The organism is Terrabacter tumescens (assembly GCF_014646815.1).
Lineage (GTDB): Bacteria > Actinomycetota > Actinomycetes > Actinomycetales > Dermatophilaceae > Terrabacter > Terrabacter tumescens.
In genome coordinates this window covers 88,460-110,807 of the sequence record NZ_BMNZ01000009.1, presented here as the reverse complement: position 1 = coordinate 110,807, position 22,348 = coordinate 88,460, and the positions used below count along the sequence as shown (strand labels likewise).

Sequence of the window (22,348 nt, the reverse complement as noted above, 5' to 3'; positions counted from 1 at the left end):
CCGAGATCGATTCGGGCGCAACCAGGAGAGGCATCACATGACTGTCACCAGGATCCGGCTTGCAGCGGCGATCGGGACGGGAGCCATCCTGCTCTCCGGCTGCGGAACGACCACCTCTCCCGCACCTGCCCCCACGCCCGCGCAGATCACAGCGACTTCGACCAGCGGCCCGGGGCCACAGGCCGCCGCGTCATCGTCCGGCTCAGCGGCCACAGCCTCCTCGGTAGGGGCCCCCGCGCCCACCGAGAGCAACCCCCCCGGAGATATCCCCGACACACAGGTGTACGTCCCCTTCACGCCCAGCGGTGCCAACGTCAGTGTCAAAGTTCCCGAGGGATGGGCCCGGGCGACGACCGGCGCCTCCACGGTCTTCAGCGACAAACTGAACCGCATCGAGGTCCACATCGCCAAGGCCACCACCGCGCCCACGACCTCATCGGTCAGGTCCCTGGACGTGCCGCGGCTGCAGGGCAGCGTGCCGAAGTTCGCATCGCCCAACGTGAGGACAGTCGTCAGGGCCGGTAAACCTGTCGTGCTGCTGACCTACCAGGGTGACTCGGCCATTGACCCGGTGACGGGCAAGGTGGTCCGGGACGCGTTCGAACGGTACTCGTACTTCCACGCCGGCACTCGAGTGGACCTCACCCTCTCGGGTCCCGTGAACGCGGACAACGTCGACCCGTGGCGCACGGTCTCCGACTCCCTGCGGTGGACTGCGTGATCTCCCTGAGCGGGGCGGGCGCAGCGCCGTCTGTCTCGTCCAACGGCGTGACCGGGAACGTGGAACCCACAGGTTCGCAGCCAGCGGCCGCCCTCACCGCTGATCGCCTCTATCGGTTCTTCCGCACCGGCGACGAGGAAACCCTGGCCCTTCGAGGAGTCTCGTTGACCGTCGCTCGCGGACAAACGGTGGCGGTGGTCGGCCCATCCGGGTGCGGCAAGTCCACGCTGCTGGCATGTCTCGCCGGACTCGACGAGCCCGACGGCGGGACGGTGCGTGTCGGTGGGCAGCGACTCAGCCACCGCCCCGAGGCTGAACGTGCGCGACTGCGCGCCCGGCGCATCGGCGTCTTGATGCAGAGCCGAAACCTCCTGCCACATCTGAACATCCGCGCCAACATCGAGCTCGCCCGCACGGCCGGCCGGGTACGTCCGCGGCTGCGGGGTGCCACCGAAGGCTCCAGCGCACCCGCCGGGGTGACCGAGCTGCTCGAGCGGGTCGGACTGACCCGGCGCGCTCAGGCGTACGCGTCTGAGCTGTCCGGTGGCGAGCTCGCTCGTGCGGGCCTGGCGGTCGCGCTGGCGAACGACCCAGACATCGTCCTGGCCGACGAACCTACCGGCGAGCTCGACGGAGACACCGAGCAACACGTGCTCGAGCTCCTGCGCGACCGGGCGGGGGCGGGCGCGGCGCTGCTGGTTGTCACCCACAGCCCACGCGTCGTCGCCATCGCCGACCGCGTCATCCACCTTCACGACGGGATGGTCACCTCATGAGCTCGCCTGCACCAACGCCGCGCCCCGCTCTGGCCGTGAGCTGCGAGGATGTCGCCCGCACCTTCGGCCGCGGCGAACGAGCCGTGGTGGCCGTGCACGGCAGCAGCTGCGAGGTTCCCTTCGGGTCGCGCATCGCGATCGTGGGGCCCTCCGGCTCCGGCAAGTCGACGATGTTGCACATGATGGCCGGCCTGGAGACGCCCACGGCAGGACGCGTGTCCTGGCCCGGTCTCCCAGACGTGGCCGAGCGGCGCGGACAGATCGGCGTCGTCTTCCAGAGCCCGAGTCTCGTGCCGGCCCTCACGGTGGTCGAGAACGTCGCGCTGCCTCTCGTGCTGGACGGCGTGCCCGATGCGGAGGCTCAGGAACGCGTCACCGAGGCGCTGGAGCTGGTGCAGGTGACGGAGCTCGCCACTCAGCTCCCCGAGGAGCTGTCCGGGGGACAGGCTCAACGGGTGGCCGTCGCGCGTGTTCTGGCAAGCAGGCCGTCGCTGATCCTGGCTGACGAACCCACGGGACAGCTCGACCGGGCGAACGGCCAACACCTGGTTGAGGTGTTGCTCGCCACGGCCGAGCAGCTCGATGCGGCCCTGGTGATCTCCACCCACGACATCGAGGTGGCCGACAGACTGCAGGAGCGGTGGCGCATGCACGAGGGACGATTGAAGACGGACGAGGCGGGGCTGAAGCGCACATCCGTGCCGCGCGCCACGCACGCCGACACGACCACGGCGGGTGGCCAGCGATGACCGGCACCTGGCTGATGGGTCTGCTGCGCCGGCGCGGCGGGCGGCTGCTGGCGGTCAGCGTCGGGATCGCCGTCGCCGTCTCCCTCATTGCCGCCCTCGGGACGTTCCTGACGGTCTCGCAGCAGACCATGACAGCGCGCGCCCTGCGATCGGTGGCCGTCGACTGGCAGGTCGAGGTCCAGCCGGGGGCCGACCCGGCGGCAGTTCGTGCCACCGTGGCCGCGTCCAGCGGGGTCCGCGCAGCGGTGCCCGTGACGTTCGCGCGGAGCACCGGGCTGCAGGCCACCGCTGGAGGGACGACGCAGACGACCGGTGCCGCGGTGGTGCTCGGGCTGCCGGACGGCTACCGTGCCAGGTTCCCGGGGGAGATTCGTCAGCTCAGCGGCTCCGCGAGCGGTGTGCTCGTGGCGCAGCAGACCGCGTCGAACCTGCATATCCGCCCTGGCAGTCAAGTGAAGATCGGCCTCGGCGTGAAACGATGGGAAACGGTCACCGTGGCTGGTGTCGTGGACCTGCCCCAGGCTGACTCGCTGTTCCAGAAGGTGGGGGCTCCGGTGGGTGCCCAACCGTCCGCGCCGCCGGACAACGTGATCCTGCTGCCCGCGGCTACGTTCGCCAGAGTCGTCGGTGCCCAGTCTGCGACGCCACTCGGCCATGGGTCCCAGGCCCCGGGAAGCCCGGTGGTCGCGGTGACGACCCAGATCCATGTTGCCCGGTCGGCGCCGCTGCCGAGCGACCCGGCCGGTGCCTACGCCGCAGTCCTGGGAGCCGCGCACAACCTCGAGGCGAAACTGGCCGGTACCGGGGTGGTTGGCAACAACATCGGCGCGGCCTTGGACGCTGCCCGCTCGGATGCCGCCTACGCCCAGATGCTCTTCCTCTTCCTGGGACTGCCCGGCGCCCTGTTGGCCGCCATGCTCACCGCGGCCCTCGTCGGCGCCGGGGCACAGCGACGCCGCGACGAACAGGCACTGCTGCGAACCCGCGGACTTCCTCCCCGGGCGATCGGACGCCTTGCGGCCATCGAGGCGGCACTCGTCGCCGGCGGCGGAGCCGTTCTCGGGCTGGTCGCAGGCGCGATTGCCTCTCGGTGGGCCTTCGGGTCGAGCAATGCAACCGCCTCAGGCCTGCTCGAGGTGTTCGGGCTCTCCCCGGCATGGGCCGTCGTCGCGGTCCTGTTCGGCGCCGTCATCGCCGGAGCGACGGTGTTGGCGCCCGCCCTGCGCGACCTGCGCCACCTCACCGTCTCCCACGCCCGGCACGCCGTAGGCAGGGCCCGGCCCCCCTGGTGGATGCGCTACGGCGTGGACCTTGGCATCCTCGCCCTCGCCCTGGTCGTCTTCTGGGTCTCCAGCAGCGACAACTACACGCTCGTCCTGGCACCCGAAGGCGTCCCCTCCATCTCAGTGTCCTACTGGGCCTTCCTCGGACCGACCCTGCTGTGGCTGGGAGGCGCCATGTTCCTGTGGCGCCTGGCCACCATGAGCCTCACCCACGGCCGCGGCCCCTTGGCCCGCTTCATCACCCCGTTGACCGGTCGACTGGCCAAACCGGCAGCGGCCACCATGTCACGGCAACGGCGCCCGCTGACCCGTTCCGTCGTCCTGCTCGCCCTGGCGATCTCGTTCGCGGCCTCGACCGCGACCTTCAACGCCACGTACCAACAGCAGGCCGAAGCCGACGCGCAACTCACCAACGGCGCGGACGTCGCGGTCACCCCGGCCCCGGGAGCCCCGCTGTCCGCGACCGCGACCGCCGCGATCGCCCGAACACCGGGCGTGACCCACGTCGAACCACTGCAGCACCGCTTCGCCTACGTGGGCGCCGACCTGCAGGACCTGTACGGAGTGCACCCGAACACCATCGCCTCGGTGACCGCGCTACAGGACGCGTACTTCCAAGGCGGCACCGCCCGCCAGCTCATGGCGACCCTCGCCGCCAAGCCCGACTCGATCCTCGTCAGCGACGAGACCGTCAAGGACTTCCAGCTCCACCCGGGCGACCGGCTCAACCTGCGCCTGGAGAACCAGAGCACCCACCAGCTGACCACCATCCCGTTCCACTACGCCGGAATCGCCAAAGAGTTCCCGACGGCACCCAAAGACAGCTTCTTCGTCGCCAACGCCGACTACGTGGCCAAGATGACAGGGTCCAACGCGGTAGGGACCTACCTGGTCGACACCTCCGGCACAAACCAGCCGGCCGTTGCCGCCGCGCTGCGCCACACCCTCGGCACCAGCGCCACCGTCACGGACATCACCCACACCCGAACCGTTGTCGGATCGAGCCTGACCTCGGTCAACCTCGCCGGCCTGACCCGCCTCGAGCTGGCCTTCGCCATCATCCTGGCCGCCGGGTCCGGAGGGCTCGTGCTGGCCATCGGCCTGACCGAACGACGCAGGACCATGGCAATCATCTCCGTCCTGGGCGCCCGCCGTCGGCAACTGCAAGGCCTCGTCATGGCAGAAGCGGCTGTCGTCGCGGTAGGCGGACTTCTCGGCGGCACCCTCATCTCCTGGGCCCTGACACAGATGCTCGTCAAGGTGCTGACCGGGGTCTTCGACCCGCCACCGTCCAGCATCGCCCTCCCCACGGTGTACCTGACCGTGACGGTGGTGACCGTGGTGGCCGCCCTCGCAGCAGCCGCCGCGTTCAGCGCCCGGTCATCGACCCGACCCGCAGTCGAGGAACTGCGTGATGCCTGACCGTCGGGCCGTCGCGGTGAGGGACCCAACACAGCCGTCCGAGACCTCCGGCCCCTAGCATCAAGGCCATGTCACCGACGTGGGGATCCTCAAGCGTCCCGGTCATCATCGTCGAGGACGACGCCACCATCGGCCGACACCTCCAACAGGCCCTCGAGAGCCACGGCTACCACTCCAGCTGGCTCCGCACCGGCCAGCGAGCCCTCGAACACCTCCGGACCTGCCCCTGCGAGGTGATGCTCCTGGACCTCGGGCTACCTGACTCGGACGGCGTCGACATCGCCCGGCAGGTCCGCGCCGAGTTCCCCGACCTGTTGATCATCATGCTGACCGCCCGCACCGCGGAGATCGACGTCATCGCAGGACTCGACGCCGGCGCCGACGACTACCTCACCAAGCCCTTCACGGTCACGGTTCTTCTCGCCCGCCTCCGAGCCCACCTACGCCGACACGGCCCCCGCGACGACGCCCAGCCTGCCAGCACCGTGCTCGGCGCACTGACCCTCGACCGGTCCTCACGACGAGTCCTCGTCGACGGCCACGAACTACGACTGCGCGCCAAGGAGTTCGACCTCCTCGCGGCCTTGGCCGACCAGCCCGACACCGCGGTGAGCCGCGAACAGCTCATGGCCCAAGTGTGGGACGCGAACTGGTACGGCTCCACCAAGACCTTGGACGTGCACATCGCGCATCTGCGATCGGTCCTGTACGCAGCCGGGGCCGACGCCGGGGGACGGATGCCGACCATCACCACACTTCGCGGGCACGGGTACCGCCTGGACGCCCCACCCCGCGAGCGCGCAGACCACGCAGGACGGCACCCGGAACCGCGGTGAGCCGTTGCCGAGGTGTGCGTTGAACCGTCCTTCGCCGCAGCCTTAGGCGGGTGCGGCGCGCCCCCTTCTCAGCCCTGCTCCGGCAACCGGTCAGGAGAAGAGACGCGCGATTCGCTCTGCCGGGTCGCCCAAGCACGCATTGCCTCGCGAGCCAGCGTGACTCCGCCCCAACCGGAGGAGGTCTCGGGGTTGTCCGTGCGGGCCGCACGGACGAGGGCCGTCGCGACGAGGGGAGGCGAAGGCCAGGGCCAGCAGCACGAGCGGCCATGCAGCGACGAGGTTGGCGACGCGTGCGTCCGCCCCGCGGATCGGGGAAGGAGGCGATGAGGTGCGTATTAGGGCTGCCTGCCTGAGCGTTGGCTGAGCGTCGGCTGAGCGTCCTTTCAAGGTGCACGCGCCATGATGACGACACAGGACGCCTAGCGAGAGGAAACAAGCATGCTGATGATCGCTGGCCGCAAGCGCCGACGGGCGGCCAGTCGGCCTCTCGACGAGCCGCCATGGGGACGACACCGTGACTCGAGTCGCCGCAGGTGTCTGCCTCCGGGCGGTGCGGGCCGCTCAGCCCGGTCTCGCGAGGACTCGTCCCGGTGGCGTCCGCAGGCCGACATGCCCGGGAGCCCGCCGGCCACACCGGTGCACGGAGCCAGCGTCGTCGAGGCCCGCGCATGACGCGGGTGCCGATCCGGGGGGCCAGCCCGGCCGACAGCTCTTCGCGCAGGATCGGAGGCGTCCTCGTCGGCATTGCCGTGCTGGCGGCCGCGCTTGCCTTCGGCGTCACGGTCACGAAGGTCGGGGCCGCGCGGACCGGTGAGCTCGGGCTCGACGAGTCCATCGCGCAGCACCGCGATGCCGTCCTGACGTGGGTCGCCCTGGCCATCAACGTGGGCTTCGGCACGCTCGTGGCACCGCTCCTGCTCCTCGTGACCTGCGCGACGCTCTGGTTCCGGAACCGGTTCGCGGCAGTGGCGTTCGGCTGCCTGACCGTCATCGGATGGCTCTCCGTCGAGGTGGGCAAGGTCCTGGTCCACCGGACCCGGCCGCCGGCGGCCGCGGTCCACGCCCTGGTGAGCGAGACCGCACCCGACAGCTATCCCAGCGGGCACACGGCGTTCGCGGCGGCGGCGTTGTTCGCCGTTGTCGCGGTCCTCGTGCTCACCGGGCGGCCCACGAGGGTCGTCTGGATCGTCGGGGCTCCTGTCGTGGCGATCGTCGCCCTCTCGCGCCTCTACCTCGGGGTGCACTACCTCACGGATGTCCTCGCGTCCGTCGTCTTCGCCGCCGCGTCCGTCCTGGTCGCCGCGACACTGTGCCACCCGTGGCTCGTACCCCTCCGGGACAGGGACCGGCACCGGCGACACCGGCACACTGTTCCCCGGGATGCCGAATTTCCGCAGAGTTGATCCGCGACACACCGGCTCGCGACGGCCATCGGGGCGTCAGTCGTCCACCCGCGGCGGGCCCGCGACCGGGCGTACCTCGATCGGCACGCACATCGGAGCGCCACCAGGCCCAGGCGACGACGAGGCCTTCGCGGCGATCGCATAAGCCCGCTCCTCGCTGTCGCACTCGACGACCCAAAAGCCAATCAGGAACTCCTTGCCCTCCGGAAACGGCCCGTCGGTAATGACCGGCGGCCCGCCGTCGTAGCGGACGATCCGGGCTTGGTCGGGCCAGCTCAGCCCGGCGTTGAACACCATCTCGCCGTTCTCCTCCAGCTCACGGTCGAACGCGCGCTGGAACTCGATCATGTTCGTGACGTCGTGGGGGGCCCATTGCAGCACCTCCCGGCCGTCGTCGTGCCCCACATGCATCATCAACATGTACCTCATCGCGGCGCTCCTTCGAAGGTGACGTTCTCAGTTCCCGACGGTAAGGGACGAGACACGGCTATCGGCGGCAGTCGGCCGCAAGAAGGCACGCTTGAGGGGTTCCTGCGACGAGCAATCCCGCTGCCGAGGCCAGACGCGAGCCGGTCCCACGGCACGCCCCCACACACACACGGCCAGAGCGCCATCTGGTAAACCGTCTCCGGCCGTCAACCCGCCTCGACGCATGGCGGTTGGCCGTCTCGCGAGCGCCCTCACCCGTTGAGGAGGTCCCCGGAAGAAGCGCACAGCCTATTCGGTCGGCTTTGTCAGATTTCCCAGTGCGGCCACAGCAGCACCGTGAAGGGTTCGGTCCGAACGTACGCCACGACCAGAGAGAATCCCTATGCCTGACACCGTCGCCTCCGTCCTCGACCGCCGGAGGAGTGGCCTGTCCAGCGCCTCGTGGCTCAACAAGGTGCCGGCCATCACCGCGACGTTCTGGGTGATCAAGATCTTGTCCACGACGATCGGCGAGACCTTCGCCGACTACCTGGCCGTCCAAGTCGGACTCGGCACGGCCGTGACCGACGGCGCGATGATGACCCTGCTGGCCATCGCGCTCGTCGCCCAGCTGCGGGCCCGGCGACTGATCCCGTGGCTGTACTGGCTCACCGTCGTGCTCGTGAGCATCGTCGGCACCCAGATCACCGACTTCTTCACCGACACCCTGGGCGTCAGCCTCTACGTCAGCACCGCGGTCTTCACTGTCGTGCTCGCCGTGGTGTTCACGGTGTGGTGGCGCCAGGAACGCACGCTCGCCATCACGGCTATCGACACGCCGCGACGCGAGCGGTACTACTGGGGCGCGATCCTGACGACCTTCGCACTGGGCACCGCAGGTGGGGACCTGGCCACAGAGGCGCTCTCCCTCGGGTTCCGCAACGGTGCCCTGATCTTCGGTGGCATCATCCTCGCCGTTTGGGCCGCCCGACGGCTCGGCCTGAACGGCGTGCTGGCGTTCTGGATCGCCTACGTGCTGACGCGTCCGCTCGGGGCCTCGCTGGGTGACCTGCTGACGCAGGACCGGTCCTTCGGTGGCCTCGGTCTGGGCGCGAGCCTGACGAGCCTGGTGTTCCTCGCAGTGATCGTCGTCCTGGTGGCGCGCGAACAGGTCAACGCGACCCGCCACGGGATCCGGGCCAAGGGCGAAACGCCCGCAGTCAGTCCCCGCCGGGACTACGCCTGGGCGGCTGCAGGCGCCGTCGCAGTCGTGGCAGCGGCCGTCGCCCTGGCCCCCGCGCCGGCGCCCGCGGTGGCCGCTCCGGCTGCGACCACCGGAAAGGGAACGGCTGCGCACGTCAACCCGCTGGAGGCCGACCCGTCATCGCCGATCGGTGACCTGCGCCCCTTCGCGGTCATCGTCGACGACGTGACGGCGAAGGCGAAAACGGGCGACCTGTCGGCGGCGACAGCACGGATCAAGGACCTCGAAGTCGCCTGGGACAACGGCGAGGCCGCGATGAAGCCCGCCTCCCCGGACGACTGGCACACCATGGACTCGGCCATCGACGGCGCCCTCACCGCCCTACGGGCCAACTCACCCACAAAGGCCGCCAGCCTGTCGGCGTTGACCTCCCTGCAGTCCACTATCGCGACCCTGGAGAAGAAGCAGTAGACGAGCCCAGCTCCGCGTCGACAGCGAAAGTTGACGCCCACCGACCCGGCGCTGCCCTCGCCCGCCAGCGGCGTGACGAACGTCCGACAAGCGGTCACTTGTTTCATTGACGTAGGACCGGTGCCTGCGCAGGCTCTGGTTCAGGTGCCCGGGCTCGGCGCTCGCAATAGCGGCTGCCCACGCCTTGTCGTGTGGCTCTCTCATGGGTTGCGCCGCCCGGGCACCGCCGGGCAGGAGAGGCTCAAGAAGGGGTTGCTCTGCTCTAAGTAGCGGTGCCCTCCACGCCCATCGAAGTGATCGGTTTCGGGCGAGGGAGGTTCACATGCAGGAGCAGGTTCCGCGGGTCGTGATCGGGATGGACCCGCACAAACGCAGCGTCACGATCGAGGTGATGACGGCCGACGAGACGGTCGTAGGCGGCGGCCGGTTCGACACCACCGTCGAGGGCTACCAGGCGATGCTCGAGCACGTCTCGGCGTGGCCGGAGCGGGTCTGGGCCATCGAGGGCTGTGAGGGATCGGGCGGCACATCGCGCACCGGCTGATCGCTGTCGGGCACGACGTGGTGGACGTGCCGGCGAAGCTGTCGGTGCGGGCCCGGGTGTTCGCGACCGGGCAGGGCCGCAAGACCGATGCGACCGACGCGCACTCGGTCGCGCTGGTCGACACGCGGATGGCGGGGCTGAGTCCGGTCGTGTCGGATGAGCAGCTCGAAGTGCTCCAGCTGCTGGTCGACCGCCGGCGCGCGATGGGGGAGGAGCACACCCGCAAGATCAGCCAGCTGCATCGGATCCGGTTGGAAATGCTGCCCGGTGGCGCGAAGACGTACCTCTCCGCCGCGCAGGCCAAGACCCTGTTGACCGGGGTGCGGCCGCGGGATGCGGTCGGCAAGACCCGCAAACGCGTCGCCGCGGTGCTGGTGGTCGACCTGGAGCGGATCCATGCCCGGAAGAAGGCGGCGGACAAGGAGCTGAAAGAGCTCGTCGCGGCGACCGGGACCTCCCTGCTGGACCTGCACGGGGTCGGCCCGTCCGGTGCGGCGCGGCTGCTCGTCGAGGTGGGGGCCTGGCCCGGTTCCCGGACCGCAACCACTTTGCCTCCTGCTGGTCGGCCGACCGGCACGGCGCCGATCGACGCGTCCTCCGGGGACCATGTCCGGCATCGGCTCTCTCGGGGCGGGAACCGGCAGATCAACCGGGTACTGCACATCATGGCCACCGTGCAGCTGCGCACCGCCACCGACGGCCGGGCCTACTTCGACCGGAAGAAGGCGGCCGGGAAGAGCTCGATGGAGGCGATGCGCTGCGTCAACCGGCGCCCGTCTGACCTGGTCTTCTGGGCCATGCTCGGCGACTACACCGCGGGCAAGGTGACGGGCCCGGGAGGGCACCGGGGCAACGTCTCTGACTCCAGCGCGACCGGCTCACAACCCCACACCGGCTCTTCGGACAAGCCACTTCCCGGACCCGCCACGGCCCAGCGTAGAACGAGGCTCCCAGCCGTGTCTTGACACAGAAGGGAGCCATGTGGGTCAAAGTTCGTCCGCGGACACTCGGCGTGTTTCTTCGTCCCGGAGCGCTTGGGGTGTGGATGGTGGGGAGTGCGGACATACCCACACAAATATTCTGAACTGACAAAACTGCGGGCTTAATGCCCTGGGGGTCGGCTCCCCACTCCGGCCAGAGGCCATACACACGAATTGCCGTCACACACCACACACCTGTCTTGGTCCGCCATCTTCTGCGTGATCGTCTTCGTGATCTCTGACGTGGCCGGCGTGTGAGCAACCCCGCGGCGCCGGCATCTCCTTCATCGTTTCGGGGCCGCCCTTTCGGACCGGGTGTGTCGTGCAGCGCGGGGTTGCATCTGCTGCACGGCACACCCACCGGATAGGGAAGGGGGTGGCCGTCATGAGCCGGGCAACACGAGACCGCGTCTGGGACGCCGTCGGCCTCCGCGCCGAACCGTCCCCATCCGGTTCGGACCACCCACTGGACCTGGGTCATCTCGACGCCGCGACCGAGGCGCAGGTGCTCGCGCGACTGCTGTCGCGGGACTTCGACGCCTGGTCCGAGGCCGCCTCCCGGGTCGGGCACTGCGCCAGACCGGTCCGGCTCCACGGCCACTCCACCACGGTCGATGCGCGGACCGGTGAGGTGCTCTCGAGCTTCTCCTCGGCCGAGAGCCGGCTCGGGGTGCTGCACGTGCGGTGCGGGAACCGCCGCGCCGCCGACTGCCCGTCCTGCTCTCGCCTGTACGCGGCCGACACGTTCCACCTGATCCGGGCCGGCGTCACCGGCGGCAAGGGTGTCCCCGAGGAGGTTGGGGAGAACCCGCTGGTGTTCGCGACGCTGACCGCGCCGTCGTTCGGGCTCGTCCACGGCATCCGCGGCGGCCGCACCTGTCGCCCCTTCACCAGCAAGGGGCACGGCAGAACGTGCGAGCACGGCCGCCCGGCCGTGTGCCACGCCCGGCACGGCGACGGGGACGAACTGCTGGGGCAACCGCTGTGCCGGGACTGCTATGACTACGAGAGCCACCTGGTGTGGCAGTGGTGGGGCCCGGAGCTATGGCGCCGGTTCACCATCGACCTGCGCCGCGCTCTGGCCAAACGTCTCGGCGTCCCCGAGTCCCGGCTCGCGGAATGTGTGACGGTGCAGTACGCGAAGGTCGCCGAGTACCAGCGGCGCGGCATCGTCCACTTCCACGCCCTGATCCGCCTCGACGGACCCAAAACCGACGACGGGTTCGCTCCAGCGGCCGCCGGGCTGACCGCCGCGCTCCTGGCCCGCCTCGTCGAGCAGGCCGCCGCTGGAGTCACCTTCGACGCACCACCGTTGCACGAGGGAGACGTGACCCGCCGGCTGCGGTTCGGCACCCAGCTCGACTCCCGGCCGATCGCCGCCGCCCGCCGCACGGACGACCCGGACCGGTCGCTGAGCCCGGAGCAGGTCGCCGGCTACCTGGCGAAGTACGCGACGAAGTCCGCCACCGACTCCACCGACATCGACAGTTCGCACGCGCGGCGGTTGCGCGCGACGATCGTCGCCGTCGCGGACCGGATCCACGCGGATGCCCGCCGCGACGACGTCCCGGTGCGGGAGCTCCCGTACGGGCTGCTGTTCAAGTGGCGGCACATGCTCGGCTTCCGCGGCCACTTCTCGACCAAGTCCCGCCGCTACTCCACCACGCTCGGACAGCTGCGCCGGCGCCGGGTCCGGTACGAGCGGGCCCTGGCCGCCGCGCACCGCGAGGGCCGGACCCTAGACGTCCGCGACCTCGACGACCTCCTCAACGCCGAGGCCGAGGAGACGACCCTCGTGGTCGGCCACTGGATCTACGCCGGGACCGGCTGGGACACCGACGGCGACACCGAGCTCGCCAAAGCAGCGGCTGCCCGTGCCCGCGAGTACTCCCAATGGCAGGCAAAGTCCAAGACCACCACCCAATCACATTGAAGGAGAGGAGATTTGCCATGGCGTCGACGTCAAGTGATCGGCTCTTGACGATGGGCGAGGTCGCCGAGTGGCTTGGCACGGGCGAACGGTTCCCGCGTCGTCTTGTGGCCGAGCGGCGGATTCGGTTCGTGAAGGTTGGCAGGCACGTTCGCTTTCCGGAGTCCGCGGTGCGGGAGTTCATCGAGGCCCAGACAATCGAGGTTGTGGATCGTCGGGGGTGGTGTGCCTGATGGCCGGCAAGCGAGTACGTGGCTCGTTTCGGCGGCTGCCTTCGGGCCGGTGGCAGGTCCGGTACACAGGGCCGGACGGTCTGCGACGGGCGATGAACGAGACCTACCGCACCAAGGCTGACGCCGAGGCGGCCTGGTCGGTCCTGGCAGGTCAGATCGTGACGGGCCGGTGGACAAACCCTGAGCGCGCCCGCGTCACATTTTCGGTCTACGCATACCGATGGGTTGGCGAGCGTGCGGGGTTGTCGCCTCGCACCCGTGAGCTCTACACGGCACTCCTGCGGCTGCACGTCACCCCGGCGCTTGGGAAGATCCAGATGCGCCACCTTGGTCCGGAGGAGATTCGGCAATGGCGACAAGCGCGCCTGGATGATGGCGTCGGACCAAGCACCGTGGCCAAGGCCTATCGCCTCGTGAGTGCGATCTGTTCCACGGCGGTCGACGATGACCTGATGCACCGGAATCCCTGTCGCATCAAGGGTGCTGGTGCTGAGTCCGCCCCGGAGCGTCCGGTCCTGACGCTCCGCGAGGTTCTTGCGCTGGCCGAGGCGATCACTCCTCGGTACCGACTGCTGGTCCTGCTCGCTGTGTTCGCGTCGCTCCGGTGGGGCGAACTCCTCGGCCTCACCAAGGCCGACCTGGACCTGGACTCGATGACGGTTCACGTTCGCCGGTCGGTCTCGGAGGTCGGCGGGCGTCTGGTGGTCAAGCCGCCGAAGTCGGCGGCTGGTCGGCGAGACATCGCGATCCCGCACGTGCTCAAGGGCGAGATCGAGCGCCACCTCGACGCATACGCAGAGCCAGGGCCGGCGGGCCGAGTCTTCACCGGGGCGAAGGGCGCCACTCCCCGCCGAGCGCACTTCGTCTCGATCTGGCGGGCAGCGAAGACGAAGGCCGGCGTGCCGGAGTCAGTGCATCTCCACGACCTGCGCCACACGGGCAACCACCTCGCCGCTTCGTCCGGGGCCTCGACCCGCGAACTCATGTCGCGGATGGGTCATGCCAGCATGCGTGCGGCGATCATCTACCAGCACGCGACGGCGAAACGTGACCGAGCGATCGCAGAGGCTATGGACCGGCTCTTCGAGCTGCCCGAGGACGAGGACGAGGACGAGGCCGAGCCGGCGCAAGGCCCCGAACCCGGGGAGGCGTCGGCGTGATTGGGCACGGATTGGGCACGGCATACCCCGAACGCAAGAACTCCGCCGCAGGTCACGGCCCTGATCGAGCCTGTGACCTGCGACGGAGCAGTGGAGCGAGCGACGGGAATCGAACCCGCGTATCCAGCTTGGGAAGCTGGCGCTCTACCATTGAGCTACGCTCGCACGGGCCGCCGGGAGCCCCCGTCAGGGAGCCGGTGAGCGGCACGCGGCGCCAGTGTAGCCGACGCCGCGCCAGTGGCCAGACCGCGACCCCAGAGGCTCGAAACCGTCATGGATCTCGTCAAGCAGACCGCCTTCGTCGACCACGTGCGCCAGCGCGGCGGGGCGAGCGCCCAGGTCGCCGTGACTCTCGAGCAGTTCTTCGACGGCAACGACTGCGAGTGGTGCATCGCGCCCAACCGGCCCGAGGACATGCCCCTCGAGACCATCCGTCGCGTGCTCGCCGAGCTGCGTGAGCACCCGGAGGTCCACGACGTGCGGGTCGAGCTCGACGTGCTCGAGTTCCAGGACTTCCCGGACGACGAATGGCCTTATGCGAGTGGGGTGGCGGTCATCACGACGCTGCAGCCGGAGGAGGTCGACGCGATGACGATCGACGCCGACACCCAGCCGAGCGGCGGCCCCGCCCCTGGCGCCGACTGGCTCGTCGACGGACCGACCGTGCCCGAGGGGCACCACTACGTCGGCGTGTGGTGGGACTGATGGGGTCGGCCATCCCGGAGGTCCCGGTCGTGACCGGCGAGCTCGAGCAGGTCACCGACGCCCTCTGCTACCACGGTGAGGGCCCCGTGTGGTCGCCGGAGTGGGGCGGCCTGCGCTGGGTCGACATGCTCGCCGGCGACGTGCTCACCCTCCGCGCCGACGGCTTCGTCGACCGCATGCACGTCGGTGACGTCGCCGCGTTCGTGCGACCGCGCACCGGCGGCGGTTGGGTGGTCGCGACCGAGCGCGGGTTGGCCCGCGCGGACGAGGCGGACGGCATACCCACTCCGTGGTTCGACCTCTGGGACGACCCGTCCGTGCGGATGAACGAGGGCGGAGTCGACGGCCTCGGCCGGCTGTGGGCGGGCACGATGGGCTACGACCGGGTGCCCGGGAGCGCGCGGCTCTTCCGCGTCGACCCGGTGGGCTGCGTCGCGGTCGTCCTGCCCGACGTGACGATCTCCAACGGCATCGACCTGTCGCCGGACGGCCGGCTGGCCTACTACGACGACACCCCGACCGGCCGCACCGACGTCTTCGACGTCGTCGACGGCGAGCTGGTCGGCCGCCGCCCGTTCGTCACCCACGACGTCGGCCACCCCGACGGACTCACGGTCGACCGCGCGGGCAACGTCTGGGTCGCCCTCAACGGCGCCGGACGCGTGCGCTGCTTCTCGCCGGCGGGCGAGGTGCTCGCGGAGGTCGCCGTCCCGGTGCGCCTGACGACCGCGTGCACGTTCGGCGGCGACGACCTGCGCGACCTCTACGTCACGACGTCCCGCGAGAACCTCGACGACCCCGAGCCCGAGGCCGGCGCGCTCTTCCGCGTCCGCGTCTCGGTCCCGGGGCAGCCCGTGCGCCCCTTCGCCGGCTGACGGACGACCGACGGGGCAGCCGACGGCCACCGAGGGCGTATGCCGTGTGCCCGGGTCGCGCGGTCAGCCGGGCTCTGTCATCCCGCCGTCCGTGGACGGACCGAAGACCGCGACGGAGCGGGCGGGCCGCGGGACCCGGCCGGACGGCATACCTGCTCGGGCGCCGTCGAGGACGTGCTCGTCGCGCGAGCCCACCCCGAGGAGGCTGCGGGTGAGGCGCTGCGCGTCGGACATCAGCTCGTCGAGGGCGAGGCCGAGGTGCTCGTCCGACGGCGGCTCGTCGACGAGGGCCGCGGCCAGGACAGCCCGCCGCACCAGCTCCTTGGCGAACGACGCGGTGGTGCCCTCGGCCCGCGCCGCGGCGGCCGAGATCGCCTCCGCGCCGAAGAGGTGACCGCCGTAGAGGCGGAGCAGCTCGCGGCGCCCCTCGGCATCGGGCAGCGGGATCTCGGCGGCGAGGTCGACCCGACCCGGACGCTGGGACAGCGCGACCTCGAGGTCCTCGACCCGGTTCGTCGTGAGGATGAAGGCGACGTCGGCGTCGGAGTCGAGCCCGTCGAGCGCGTCGAGCACCTCGAAGAGCAGCGGCGAGGCGCCCATCGGCGCGAAGGAGCGGTCCTCGGCGACGAGGTCGCAGTCCTCGAGGACGACGATGGCCGGCTGGTGCGCCCGGGCGACCTTGGCTGCATCGTGGATGAACCGCAGCGAGCCACCGCTCAGCAGGACCGCCGTCGTGCCCGGTGTCGCCGAGAGCAGGTGGCGCACCGTGTGGGTCTTGCCCGTGCCGGGAGGGCCGTAGAGCAGGACGCCCCGCTTGAGGTGCTGGCCGTGGGCCACGAGGCGCTCGCGCTGCTCGCCCATCCCGATGACGTGGTGGGCGACCCGGTCGAGCACGCCGTCGGGCAGCACGACCGCAGCCGCGTCGACCGTCGGCCGCTCGATGAAGGTCACCCCGGCGAGGCCCGGCCCGTACGGGTCCGAGCCGAACGTCACGACCTGCCCGCGGATGACGCTGCGCTCGTCCATGAGCTGCTGCACGCGGGCCATGAGGGCGTCCGAGAGGTCGCGGTCGCGGGCCACGACCTCGATGCTGCCGACCTCGCGGCCGAACTGCCGGTTCATGCCCTGCTGGCGCACCGCGACCGGGTGGCCGTCGAAGGTGAAGAGCCGGATGCCGGACGTGACGACCTGGCGCTGGTCGTCCTTGCCCGGACCGGTCGGCATGCGGTCGTAGTCGACCTGGCCGACCGACATGCCATGCCCGCCCATGCCCTGCACGAGGTCGCCGAGCGACATGTGGTGGCGGGCGTCGCCGGCGATGCCGATGACCGTCGCACCCGGGTCGGCGGCCATGACCTCCGAGAGCGCGATGTCGGCGTCGACGAGCCGGTGCGGCGGGACCTGCGCCGCGACGACGGCGAGCAGGTGCGGCGGGGTCCCGAGGTGCTCGTGGAGGGCGTCGGACAGGCGCCGGCCGCGGTCGCCGCCCGGCAGCTCCTCGAGGATCCGTCGCAGCACGGTGTGGAAGTCGCGGAGCAGGCCGTCGTCGTCTCGGGTCGAGGGGTCCATGACGTGACGATAGGCCGCCACGACGTCCGCAGGGCAGGAGTCGCGGGGCGAATCCGGTGCGGCGTTATAGCCTCGTCCCGTGCTGCTCTCCGACAAGGACATCCGGGCCGAGATCGCCTCCGAGCGGGTCGTGCTCGACCCGTGGGACCCGCAGATGGTCCAGCCGTCGAGCGTCGACGTGCGCCTGGACAAGTTCTTCCGGCTCTTCGACAACCACAAGTACCCCTACATCGACCCCGCCGCGGAGCAGCCCGACCTGACGCGTCTCGTCGAGGTCACGCCCGAGGAGGACGGCTTCGTCCTGCACCCGGGTGAGTTCGTCCTCGGGTCGACGCTCGAGACGGTGACGCTGCCCGACGACCTCGCCGCGCGCGTCGAGGGCAAGAGCTCGCTCGGCCGTCTCGGGCTGCTGACCCATGCGACGGCCGGTTTCGTCGACCCGGGCTTCTCGGGTCACGTGACGCTCGAGCTGTCCAACGTCGCGACCCTCCCGATCATGCTCTACCCGGGCATGAAGATCGGCCAGCTCTGCTTCTTCCGGCTCAGCTCGCCGGCCGAGAACCCTTACGGCTCAGGCGTGTACGGCTCGCACTACCAGGGCCAGCGCGGTCCCACGGCGAGCCGGTCGTTCGCCAACTTCCACCGCACCCAGGTGTGAGCGCCACGGACGACCGATCCGGTATGCCGCTGGCCTCCCTCGTCTGGGACGCGCAGCCCGCCGGGGCGACCGCCGTCGCCCTCGTCATGCACGGCGGCGCCGTGGAGGGTCACGAGCCCAACCGCCCGTGGTCGCACAACGTCGCCCGGCTCGTGCCGTTCGCCCGTGCGCTGAGGCGCGTGCCCGGGCCGCTCGCGGTGGCGCGGCTGCGCTTCCGCGTCCGCGGCTGGAACGGCGACGCGATGCCCGTCGAGGACGCGAGGTGGGCCCTCGAGCAGGTGCGGGCGGCCTACCCCGGAGTCCCCATCGCGCTCGTCGGCCACTCGATGGGCGGACGCGTGGCGCTGCACGTCGGTGAAGACCCCGACGTGCGCCTCGTCGTCGGGCTCGCGCCGTGGGTGGAGCCCGGGGACCCGCAGCCGGGGGAGGGCACCCGCACCGTCCTGCTCCACGGCGACCGCGACGTCATCTGCTCCCTCGCGCGCACGCGCACGGCGGTCGAGCAGATGCAGGCGCGCGGGCTCGACGCCTCGCTCGTCCGTGTCGCGCGTGCCGACCACGCCATGCTCGTGCGCGCCCGCCTGTGGCCGGCGCTCGTGACGGAGGTCGTCGAGGCGACCTTCGCGCGCGAGCTCGGCAGCTCGCGTGAACCCCGCTCGGGCCCGATCGGGGCCGTCGTCGCCCGCGTCGTGCACGACGGCGGGGTCATCATCGACATCTGACCGTGATTCGACGTCCGCGGCGCGGTCGGTGCAGGCGGGTACGTTGAGGAGCATGATCCGCTTCGAGGGCGTGACCAAGCGATACGCCGATGCGTCCGGCACCGACGAGGAGCAGGGGTCGGTCGCCGTCGACGACCTCACCCTCGAGGCACCGACCGGCAAGATCACCGTCCTCGTCGGGCCCTCGGGCTGCGGCAAGACGACGACGCTGCGCATGGTCAACCGCATGATCACCCCGACGTCCGGCACCATCTCGATCGACGGCCGGGACACCGCCTCGCTCGACGTCGCAGAGCTGCGCCGCGGCATCGGCTACGTCATCCAGCATGCAGGCCTCTTCCCGCACCGCACGGTCCTCGACAACGTCACGACCGTCCCGCGCCTGCTCGGCACCGACAAGAAGACGGCGCGCACCCGCGCCATGGAGCTCATCGAGCGCGTCGGCCTCGACCCCGCGATGGCCAAGCGCTACCCGGCGCAGCTGTCCGGTGGGCAGCAGCAGCGCGTCGGCGTCGCCCGGGCGCTCGCCGCCGACCCGCCCGTCATGCTCATGGACGAGCCCTTCTCGGCGGTCGACCCCGTCGTGCGCGAGCAGCTCCAGAACGAGTTCCTGCGCCTGCAGTCCGAGCTCGGCAAGACGATCCTCTGCGTCACCCACGACATCGACGAGGCCGTCAAGCTCGGTGACCAGGTCGCCGTGCTGCGCGTGGGCGGCGTTCTCGCACAGCTGGACTCGCCCGCCAAGCTCCTCGCCGACCCCGTCGACGACTTCGTCGCCGAGTTCGTCGGGCGCGACCGCGGCTACCGCGCGCTGTCCTTCGCGGCCGCGCCCGAGCTCTCGCTCGCCGACGAGCCCACCGTGCGCCTGGGAGCCGGCGCCGACGAGGTGCGTGCCGTCGGTACGCCGTGGGTGCTGTGCGTCGGTGACGCAGGGGAGCCGCTCGGCTGGGTGCGCGCCGCGGCCGTCGAGTCCGAGGTGACCCGCACCCTGCTGCACCGGGGTGGCACCGTCGCCTCGACCAGCGGCTCGCTGCGCGCGCTGCTCGACGCCGCGCTGTCCTCCCCGAGCGGACGCGGCGTCGTGGCCGACGGCGACGGCCGGCTCGTCGGCACCATCCGGGCCGCCGAGGTGATCCCCGCGATCGAGGCCCGCCGCGACGCGGCCCCCGCCGAGGGGGCGACCGCCCGGTGACCTGGGCCCTCGACCACCTCGGTGACATCGTGTCGCGCGCCGGGCAGCACGCCTGGCTGGCCGGACTGCCGCTCGTCCTCGGGCTCGTCATCGCCGTGCCTCTGGGCTGGCTGGCCGCCCGGCAGCCGAGGCTGCGGGCGGTGCTGCTCACGACGACCGGCCTGCTCTACACGATCCCCTCGCTCGCCCTCTTCATCCTGCTGCCCCCGCTGCTGGGCACGAAGATCCTCGACCCCGTCAACGTCATCGTCGCGATGACCGTCTACACCGTGGCCCTGCTGACCCGCACGGTGGCCGACGGCCTTTCGTCGGTCGACCCCTCGACCCGGCAGGCGGCGATCGCCATGGGCTACGGCCCGTTCGCGCGGTTCCGCGCCGTCGACCTCCCGCTCGCCGTGCCGGTCATCGCCGCCGGTCTGCGGGTGGCCGCGGTGAGCAACGTCAGCATCGTCAGCGTCGCCTCGCTCATCGGCGTCTCGCAGCTCGGCTACTTCCTCACCGACGGCTACGCGCGCACCTTCCCGACCGAGGTGTGGGTCGGGATCATCGCGTGCCTCGTGCTGGCCCTGATGTTCGACCTCGTCATCCAGGTCGCCTCCCGGCTGCTGACGCCGTGGACCCGGGCGGTGGCGGCATGACGTTCTCGCAGGTCTGGGCCTGGTTCACCGACCCCGCCAACTGGCAGGGCACCGACGGCGTGCCGAGCCGCGTGCTCGAGCACCTGCTCTACACCGGCCTGACGCTGCTCATCGCGCTCGTCATCGCCGTGCCGCTCGGGGCATGGGTCGGCCACTCCGGCCGGATGCGCTGGCTCGTCACCGGGGCCAACGCCGCCCGTGCCGTGCCGACCCTCGGACTGCTGTTCGCGGTGTCGATGTTCGTCGGGCCGCTCATCAAGAGCGACCTCGCCTTCGTCATCCCGAGCATCGCCGTCCTCGTGCTGCTCGCGATCCCGCCGCTCCTGTCGGGCACGTATGCCGGCATCGACAGCGTCGAGCCCGCCGCCCGCGACGCGGCGCGCGGGATGGGCATGACCGGCTGGCAGGTGCTGGCCAAGGTCGAGGCCCCGTGCGCGCTGCCGCTCTTCCTCAGCGGACTGCGCAGCGCGACGCTCCAGGTCATCGCCACGGCCACCATCGCGGCCTCCGTCAGCCTCGGGGGCCTCGGCCGCTACCTCATCGACGGACTCGCCTCGCGCGACTACGTCCAGATGATCTGCGGCTCGATCCTCGTCGCGGTCCTCGCGCTCATCGCCGACGGCGTCCTGGCCCTGCTCGAGAAGAGAGCCGTCTCACCGGGAATCAGCGGACGGGCCACGCGTGTTGCCCGTTCACGCGCACGACACCACGATGCCCCATCCGACCCAGACTCCGCCGGTGCAGACCGCCCGGAGACCGACCCGCGGCAGGCCGCGCTCGTCGGTCCCGGCAGCACCGGCCCCGCGGAGGCGACCGCCGCCACGGGCACCCCATCCGAAAGGGACCGAACATGACACGCACGCGCTTCCTCGCCGCGGGCCTGCTGCTCGCCGCCGTCGTGCCTCTGGCCGCCTGCGGTGGCGGCGGCGACCCGCTCGCCCCCGCCTCGAGCCCCGCAGCGGGCGGGACCGGTGGTTCCACCGCGGCCGCCGGCTCGGTCAAGGTCGGCTCCGCCGACTTCCCCGAGGCCGCCCTGCTCGGCGAGATCTACGCCCAGGCCCTCGAGGCCAAGGGCACCAAGGTCACCCGCCAGTTCAACATCGGCAGCCGCGAGACCTACCTCAAGGCCATCACGGGCGGTGAGGTCGACGTGCTCGCCGAGTACACCGGCTCGCTGCTCAACTTCTACGACAAGAACGCCAAGGTCGTGCAGCCCGACGAGGTCTATGCCGCCCTGCAGAAGGCCGTCCCCCAGGGCCTCACGGTGCTCGACAAGTCGGCCGCCGAGGACAAGAACTCCCTCGCGGTGACCAAGGAGACCGCCAACGAGTGGTCGCTCAAGGCCATCCCCGACCTCGCGGCGCACCAGGCCGACCTGACCATCGGCGCCCCGCCGGAGTTCAAGACCCGCCAGCAGGGCCTCGTCGGTCTCAAGTCGGTCTACAACATCACGCCCAAGGAGTTCCGCCCGCTGCAGAGCCAGGCGACCGTCGAGGCGCTGAAGAACGGCCAGGTCAAGGCCGCCAACATCTTCAGCACCGACCCCTCGATCGCGGCCAACGGCTTCGTCGTGCTCGAGGACCCGCAGAGCCTCTTCGGCTCCGACAACATCGTGCCGCTCGTGCGCTCCGACAAGGCCGACAGCGTCAAGGACGTGCTCAACGCGGTCTCGGCCAAGCTCGACACGGCCGCGCTCGCCGACATGGTCAAGCAGGTCGTCGTCGACAAGAAGGACGCCAGCGCGGTCGCCAAGACCTGGCTGGCCAGCGCCGGCCTCGCCTGAGCCGCGGCTGCTGACGGCGGCGCTCGCCCTCCGGTCCGCAGCGCACGACTGAGGCTCCCGTGTCGGATGCGGAGGCCTCGGTCGTG

At 70.8% G+C, this 22,348-nt stretch carries 21 protein-coding genes, 1 tRNA gene and 1 pseudogene; 20 read left to right on the top strand and 3 right to left on the bottom strand.

All coding sequences use genetic code 11. The features are described 5' to 3' along the window. The first annotated feature begins 37 nt into the window (after window positions 1-37). The 6 genes from IEY30_RS19675 to IEY30_RS19650 all read left to right on the top strand — a co-directional run bounded on the left by IEY30_RS19675 (window position 38) and on the right by IEY30_RS19650 (window position 7,190). Entirely contained in the window at window positions 38-721 is a 684-nt protein-coding gene (locus tag IEY30_RS19675) for a hypothetical protein (RefSeq protein WP_030200779.1), read from the top strand. Further along, entirely contained in the window at window positions 718-1,497 is a 780-nt protein-coding gene (locus tag IEY30_RS19670) for an ABC transporter ATP-binding protein (RefSeq protein ID WP_229675108.1), read from the top strand. Before IEY30_RS19675 ends, IEY30_RS19670 begins: the two co-directional genes overlap by 4 nt. Further along, on the top strand, window positions 1,494-2,246 hold the full coding sequence (locus IEY30_RS19665; protein WP_052358748.1) for an ABC transporter ATP-binding protein: 753 nt from the start codon (window positions 1,494-1,496) through the stop codon (window positions 2,244-2,246). Before IEY30_RS19670 ends, IEY30_RS19665 begins: the two co-directional genes overlap by 4 nt. Beyond that, window positions 2,243-4,951: an FtsX-like permease family protein gene (locus tag IEY30_RS19660; RefSeq protein ID WP_030200786.1), complete on the top strand. Its 2,709-nt coding sequence runs from the start codon at window positions 2,243-2,245 to the stop codon at window positions 4,949-4,951. The genes IEY30_RS19665 and IEY30_RS19660 overlap by 4 nt, the downstream gene beginning before the upstream one ends. A 68-nt stretch (window positions 4,952-5,019) precedes the next feature. Next, entirely contained in the window at window positions 5,020-5,787 is a 768-nt protein-coding gene (locus IEY30_RS19655; RefSeq protein WP_030200789.1) for a response regulator transcription factor, read from the top strand. Window positions 5,788-6,455: 668 nt separating this feature from the next. Then, window positions 6,456-7,190, top strand: coding sequence for a phosphatase PAP2 family protein (locus IEY30_RS19650; RefSeq protein WP_052358750.1), 735 nt, complete (start codon window positions 6,456-6,458; stop codon window positions 7,188-7,190). A gap of 36 nt (window positions 7,191-7,226) precedes the next feature. Here IEY30_RS19650 and IEY30_RS19645 read toward each other — a convergent pair whose 3' ends face one another. Then, a complete protein-coding gene (locus IEY30_RS19645; protein ID WP_030200795.1) occupies window positions 7,227-7,619 on the bottom strand; it encodes a YciI family protein in 393 nt (130 codons plus the stop codon). Window positions 7,620-8,001: 382 nt separating this feature from the next. Between IEY30_RS19645 and IEY30_RS22305 the strand changes: the two are divergent. From IEY30_RS22305 to IEY30_RS19620, 6 genes and pseudogenes are all read left to right on the top strand, one after another. Beyond that, window positions 8,002-8,748 (top strand): annotated as a pseudogene (locus IEY30_RS22305) (COG4705 family protein); the annotation flags it as partial. 847 nt (window positions 8,749-9,595) lie between these two features. After that, complete coding sequence (locus tag IEY30_RS22045; RefSeq protein ID WP_229675107.1) at window positions 9,596-9,817, top strand: IS110 family transposase; 222 nt, start codon at window positions 9,596-9,598, stop codon at window positions 9,815-9,817. Window positions 9,818-9,843: 26 nt separating this feature from the next. Next, window positions 9,844-10,782, top strand: coding sequence for a transposase (locus IEY30_RS19635; RefSeq protein WP_229675106.1), 939 nt, complete (start codon window positions 9,844-9,846; stop codon window positions 10,780-10,782). A 400-nt stretch (window positions 10,783-11,182) separates the two neighbouring features. Continuing rightward, window positions 11,183-12,730: a replication initiator gene (locus IEY30_RS19630; RefSeq protein ID WP_156035410.1), complete on the top strand. Its 1,548-nt coding sequence runs from the start codon at window positions 11,183-11,185 to the stop codon at window positions 12,728-12,730. Between the two features lie 17 nt (window positions 12,731-12,747). Continuing rightward, window positions 12,748-12,960 carry a helix-turn-helix domain-containing protein gene (locus tag IEY30_RS19625; RefSeq protein WP_030200800.1) on the top strand — a complete coding sequence of 71 codons (213 nt, stop codon included), beginning with the start codon at window positions 12,748-12,750 and terminating at the stop codon, window positions 12,958-12,960. Further along, window positions 12,960-14,120 carry a tyrosine-type recombinase/integrase gene (locus IEY30_RS19620; RefSeq protein WP_081920593.1) on the top strand — a complete coding sequence of 387 codons (1,161 nt, stop codon included), beginning with the start codon at window positions 12,960-12,962 and terminating at the stop codon, window positions 14,118-14,120. The genes IEY30_RS19625 and IEY30_RS19620 overlap by 1 nt, the downstream gene beginning before the upstream one ends. Window positions 14,121-14,211: 91 nt before the next feature. Here the strand turns inward: IEY30_RS19620 and IEY30_RS19615 are convergent. Further along, a tRNA-Gly gene (locus IEY30_RS19615) sits at window positions 14,212-14,285 on the bottom strand. A gap of 108 nt (window positions 14,286-14,393) precedes the next feature. On the opposite strand from IEY30_RS19615, the gene IEY30_RS19610 reads away from it, so the two are divergent. Next, the gene (locus IEY30_RS19610) at window positions 14,394-14,825 is read left to right on the top strand and encodes a YfbO family protein (protein ID WP_030200802.1); all 432 of its coding nucleotides are present in this window, start codon (window positions 14,394-14,396) and stop codon (window positions 14,823-14,825) included. Beyond that, window positions 14,825-15,700, top strand: coding sequence for an SMP-30/gluconolactonase/LRE family protein (locus IEY30_RS19605; RefSeq protein ID WP_052358756.1), 876 nt, complete (start codon window positions 14,825-14,827; stop codon window positions 15,698-15,700). Before IEY30_RS19610 ends, IEY30_RS19605 begins: the two co-directional genes overlap by 1 nt. A 63-nt stretch (window positions 15,701-15,763) precedes the next feature. On the opposite strand, the gene IEY30_RS19600 is transcribed toward IEY30_RS19605, so the two are convergent. Next, the gene (locus IEY30_RS19600; protein WP_030200805.1) at window positions 15,764-17,269 is read right to left on the bottom strand and encodes an AAA family ATPase; all 1,506 of its coding nucleotides are present in this window, start codon (window positions 17,267-17,269) and stop codon (window positions 15,764-15,766) included. Window positions 17,270-17,348: 79 nt separating this feature from the next. Here IEY30_RS19600 and dcd point away from each other — a divergent pair, with 79 nt between their 5' ends. Genes dcd through IEY30_RS19570 form a run of 6 tightly spaced genes read left to right on the top strand, consistent with a single transcriptional unit; the run spans window position 17,349 to window position 22,262 of the window. Next, window positions 17,349-17,927, top strand: coding sequence for a dCTP deaminase (dcd, locus tag IEY30_RS19595; protein WP_030200807.1), 579 nt, complete (start codon window positions 17,349-17,351; stop codon window positions 17,925-17,927). After that, window positions 17,924-18,649 (top strand): alpha/beta fold hydrolase, encoded by a 726-nt coding sequence (locus IEY30_RS19590; protein ID WP_030200810.1) that lies wholly within the window; start codon window positions 17,924-17,926, stop codon window positions 18,647-18,649. The genes dcd and IEY30_RS19590 overlap by 4 nt, the downstream gene beginning before the upstream one ends. Before the next feature lie 52 nt (window positions 18,650-18,701). Then, a complete protein-coding gene (locus IEY30_RS19585; RefSeq protein ID WP_030200812.1) occupies window positions 18,702-19,841 on the top strand; it encodes an ABC transporter ATP-binding protein in 1,140 nt (379 codons plus the stop codon). Next, window positions 19,838-20,479, top strand: coding sequence for an ABC transporter permease (locus IEY30_RS19580; RefSeq protein WP_030200814.1), 642 nt, complete (start codon window positions 19,838-19,840; stop codon window positions 20,477-20,479). The genes IEY30_RS19585 and IEY30_RS19580 overlap by 4 nt, the downstream gene beginning before the upstream one ends. Then, the gene (locus IEY30_RS19575) at window positions 20,476-21,333 is read left to right on the top strand and encodes an ABC transporter permease (RefSeq protein ID WP_052358798.1); all 858 of its coding nucleotides are present in this window, start codon (window positions 20,476-20,478) and stop codon (window positions 21,331-21,333) included. Before IEY30_RS19580 ends, IEY30_RS19575 begins: the two co-directional genes overlap by 4 nt. Then, window positions 21,330-22,262 carry an ABC transporter substrate-binding protein gene (locus IEY30_RS19570; protein ID WP_030200820.1) on the top strand — a complete coding sequence of 311 codons (933 nt, stop codon included), beginning with the start codon at window positions 21,330-21,332 and terminating at the stop codon, window positions 22,260-22,262. The genes IEY30_RS19575 and IEY30_RS19570 overlap by 4 nt, the downstream gene beginning before the upstream one ends. Window positions 22,263-22,348: the final 86 nt, after the last annotated feature.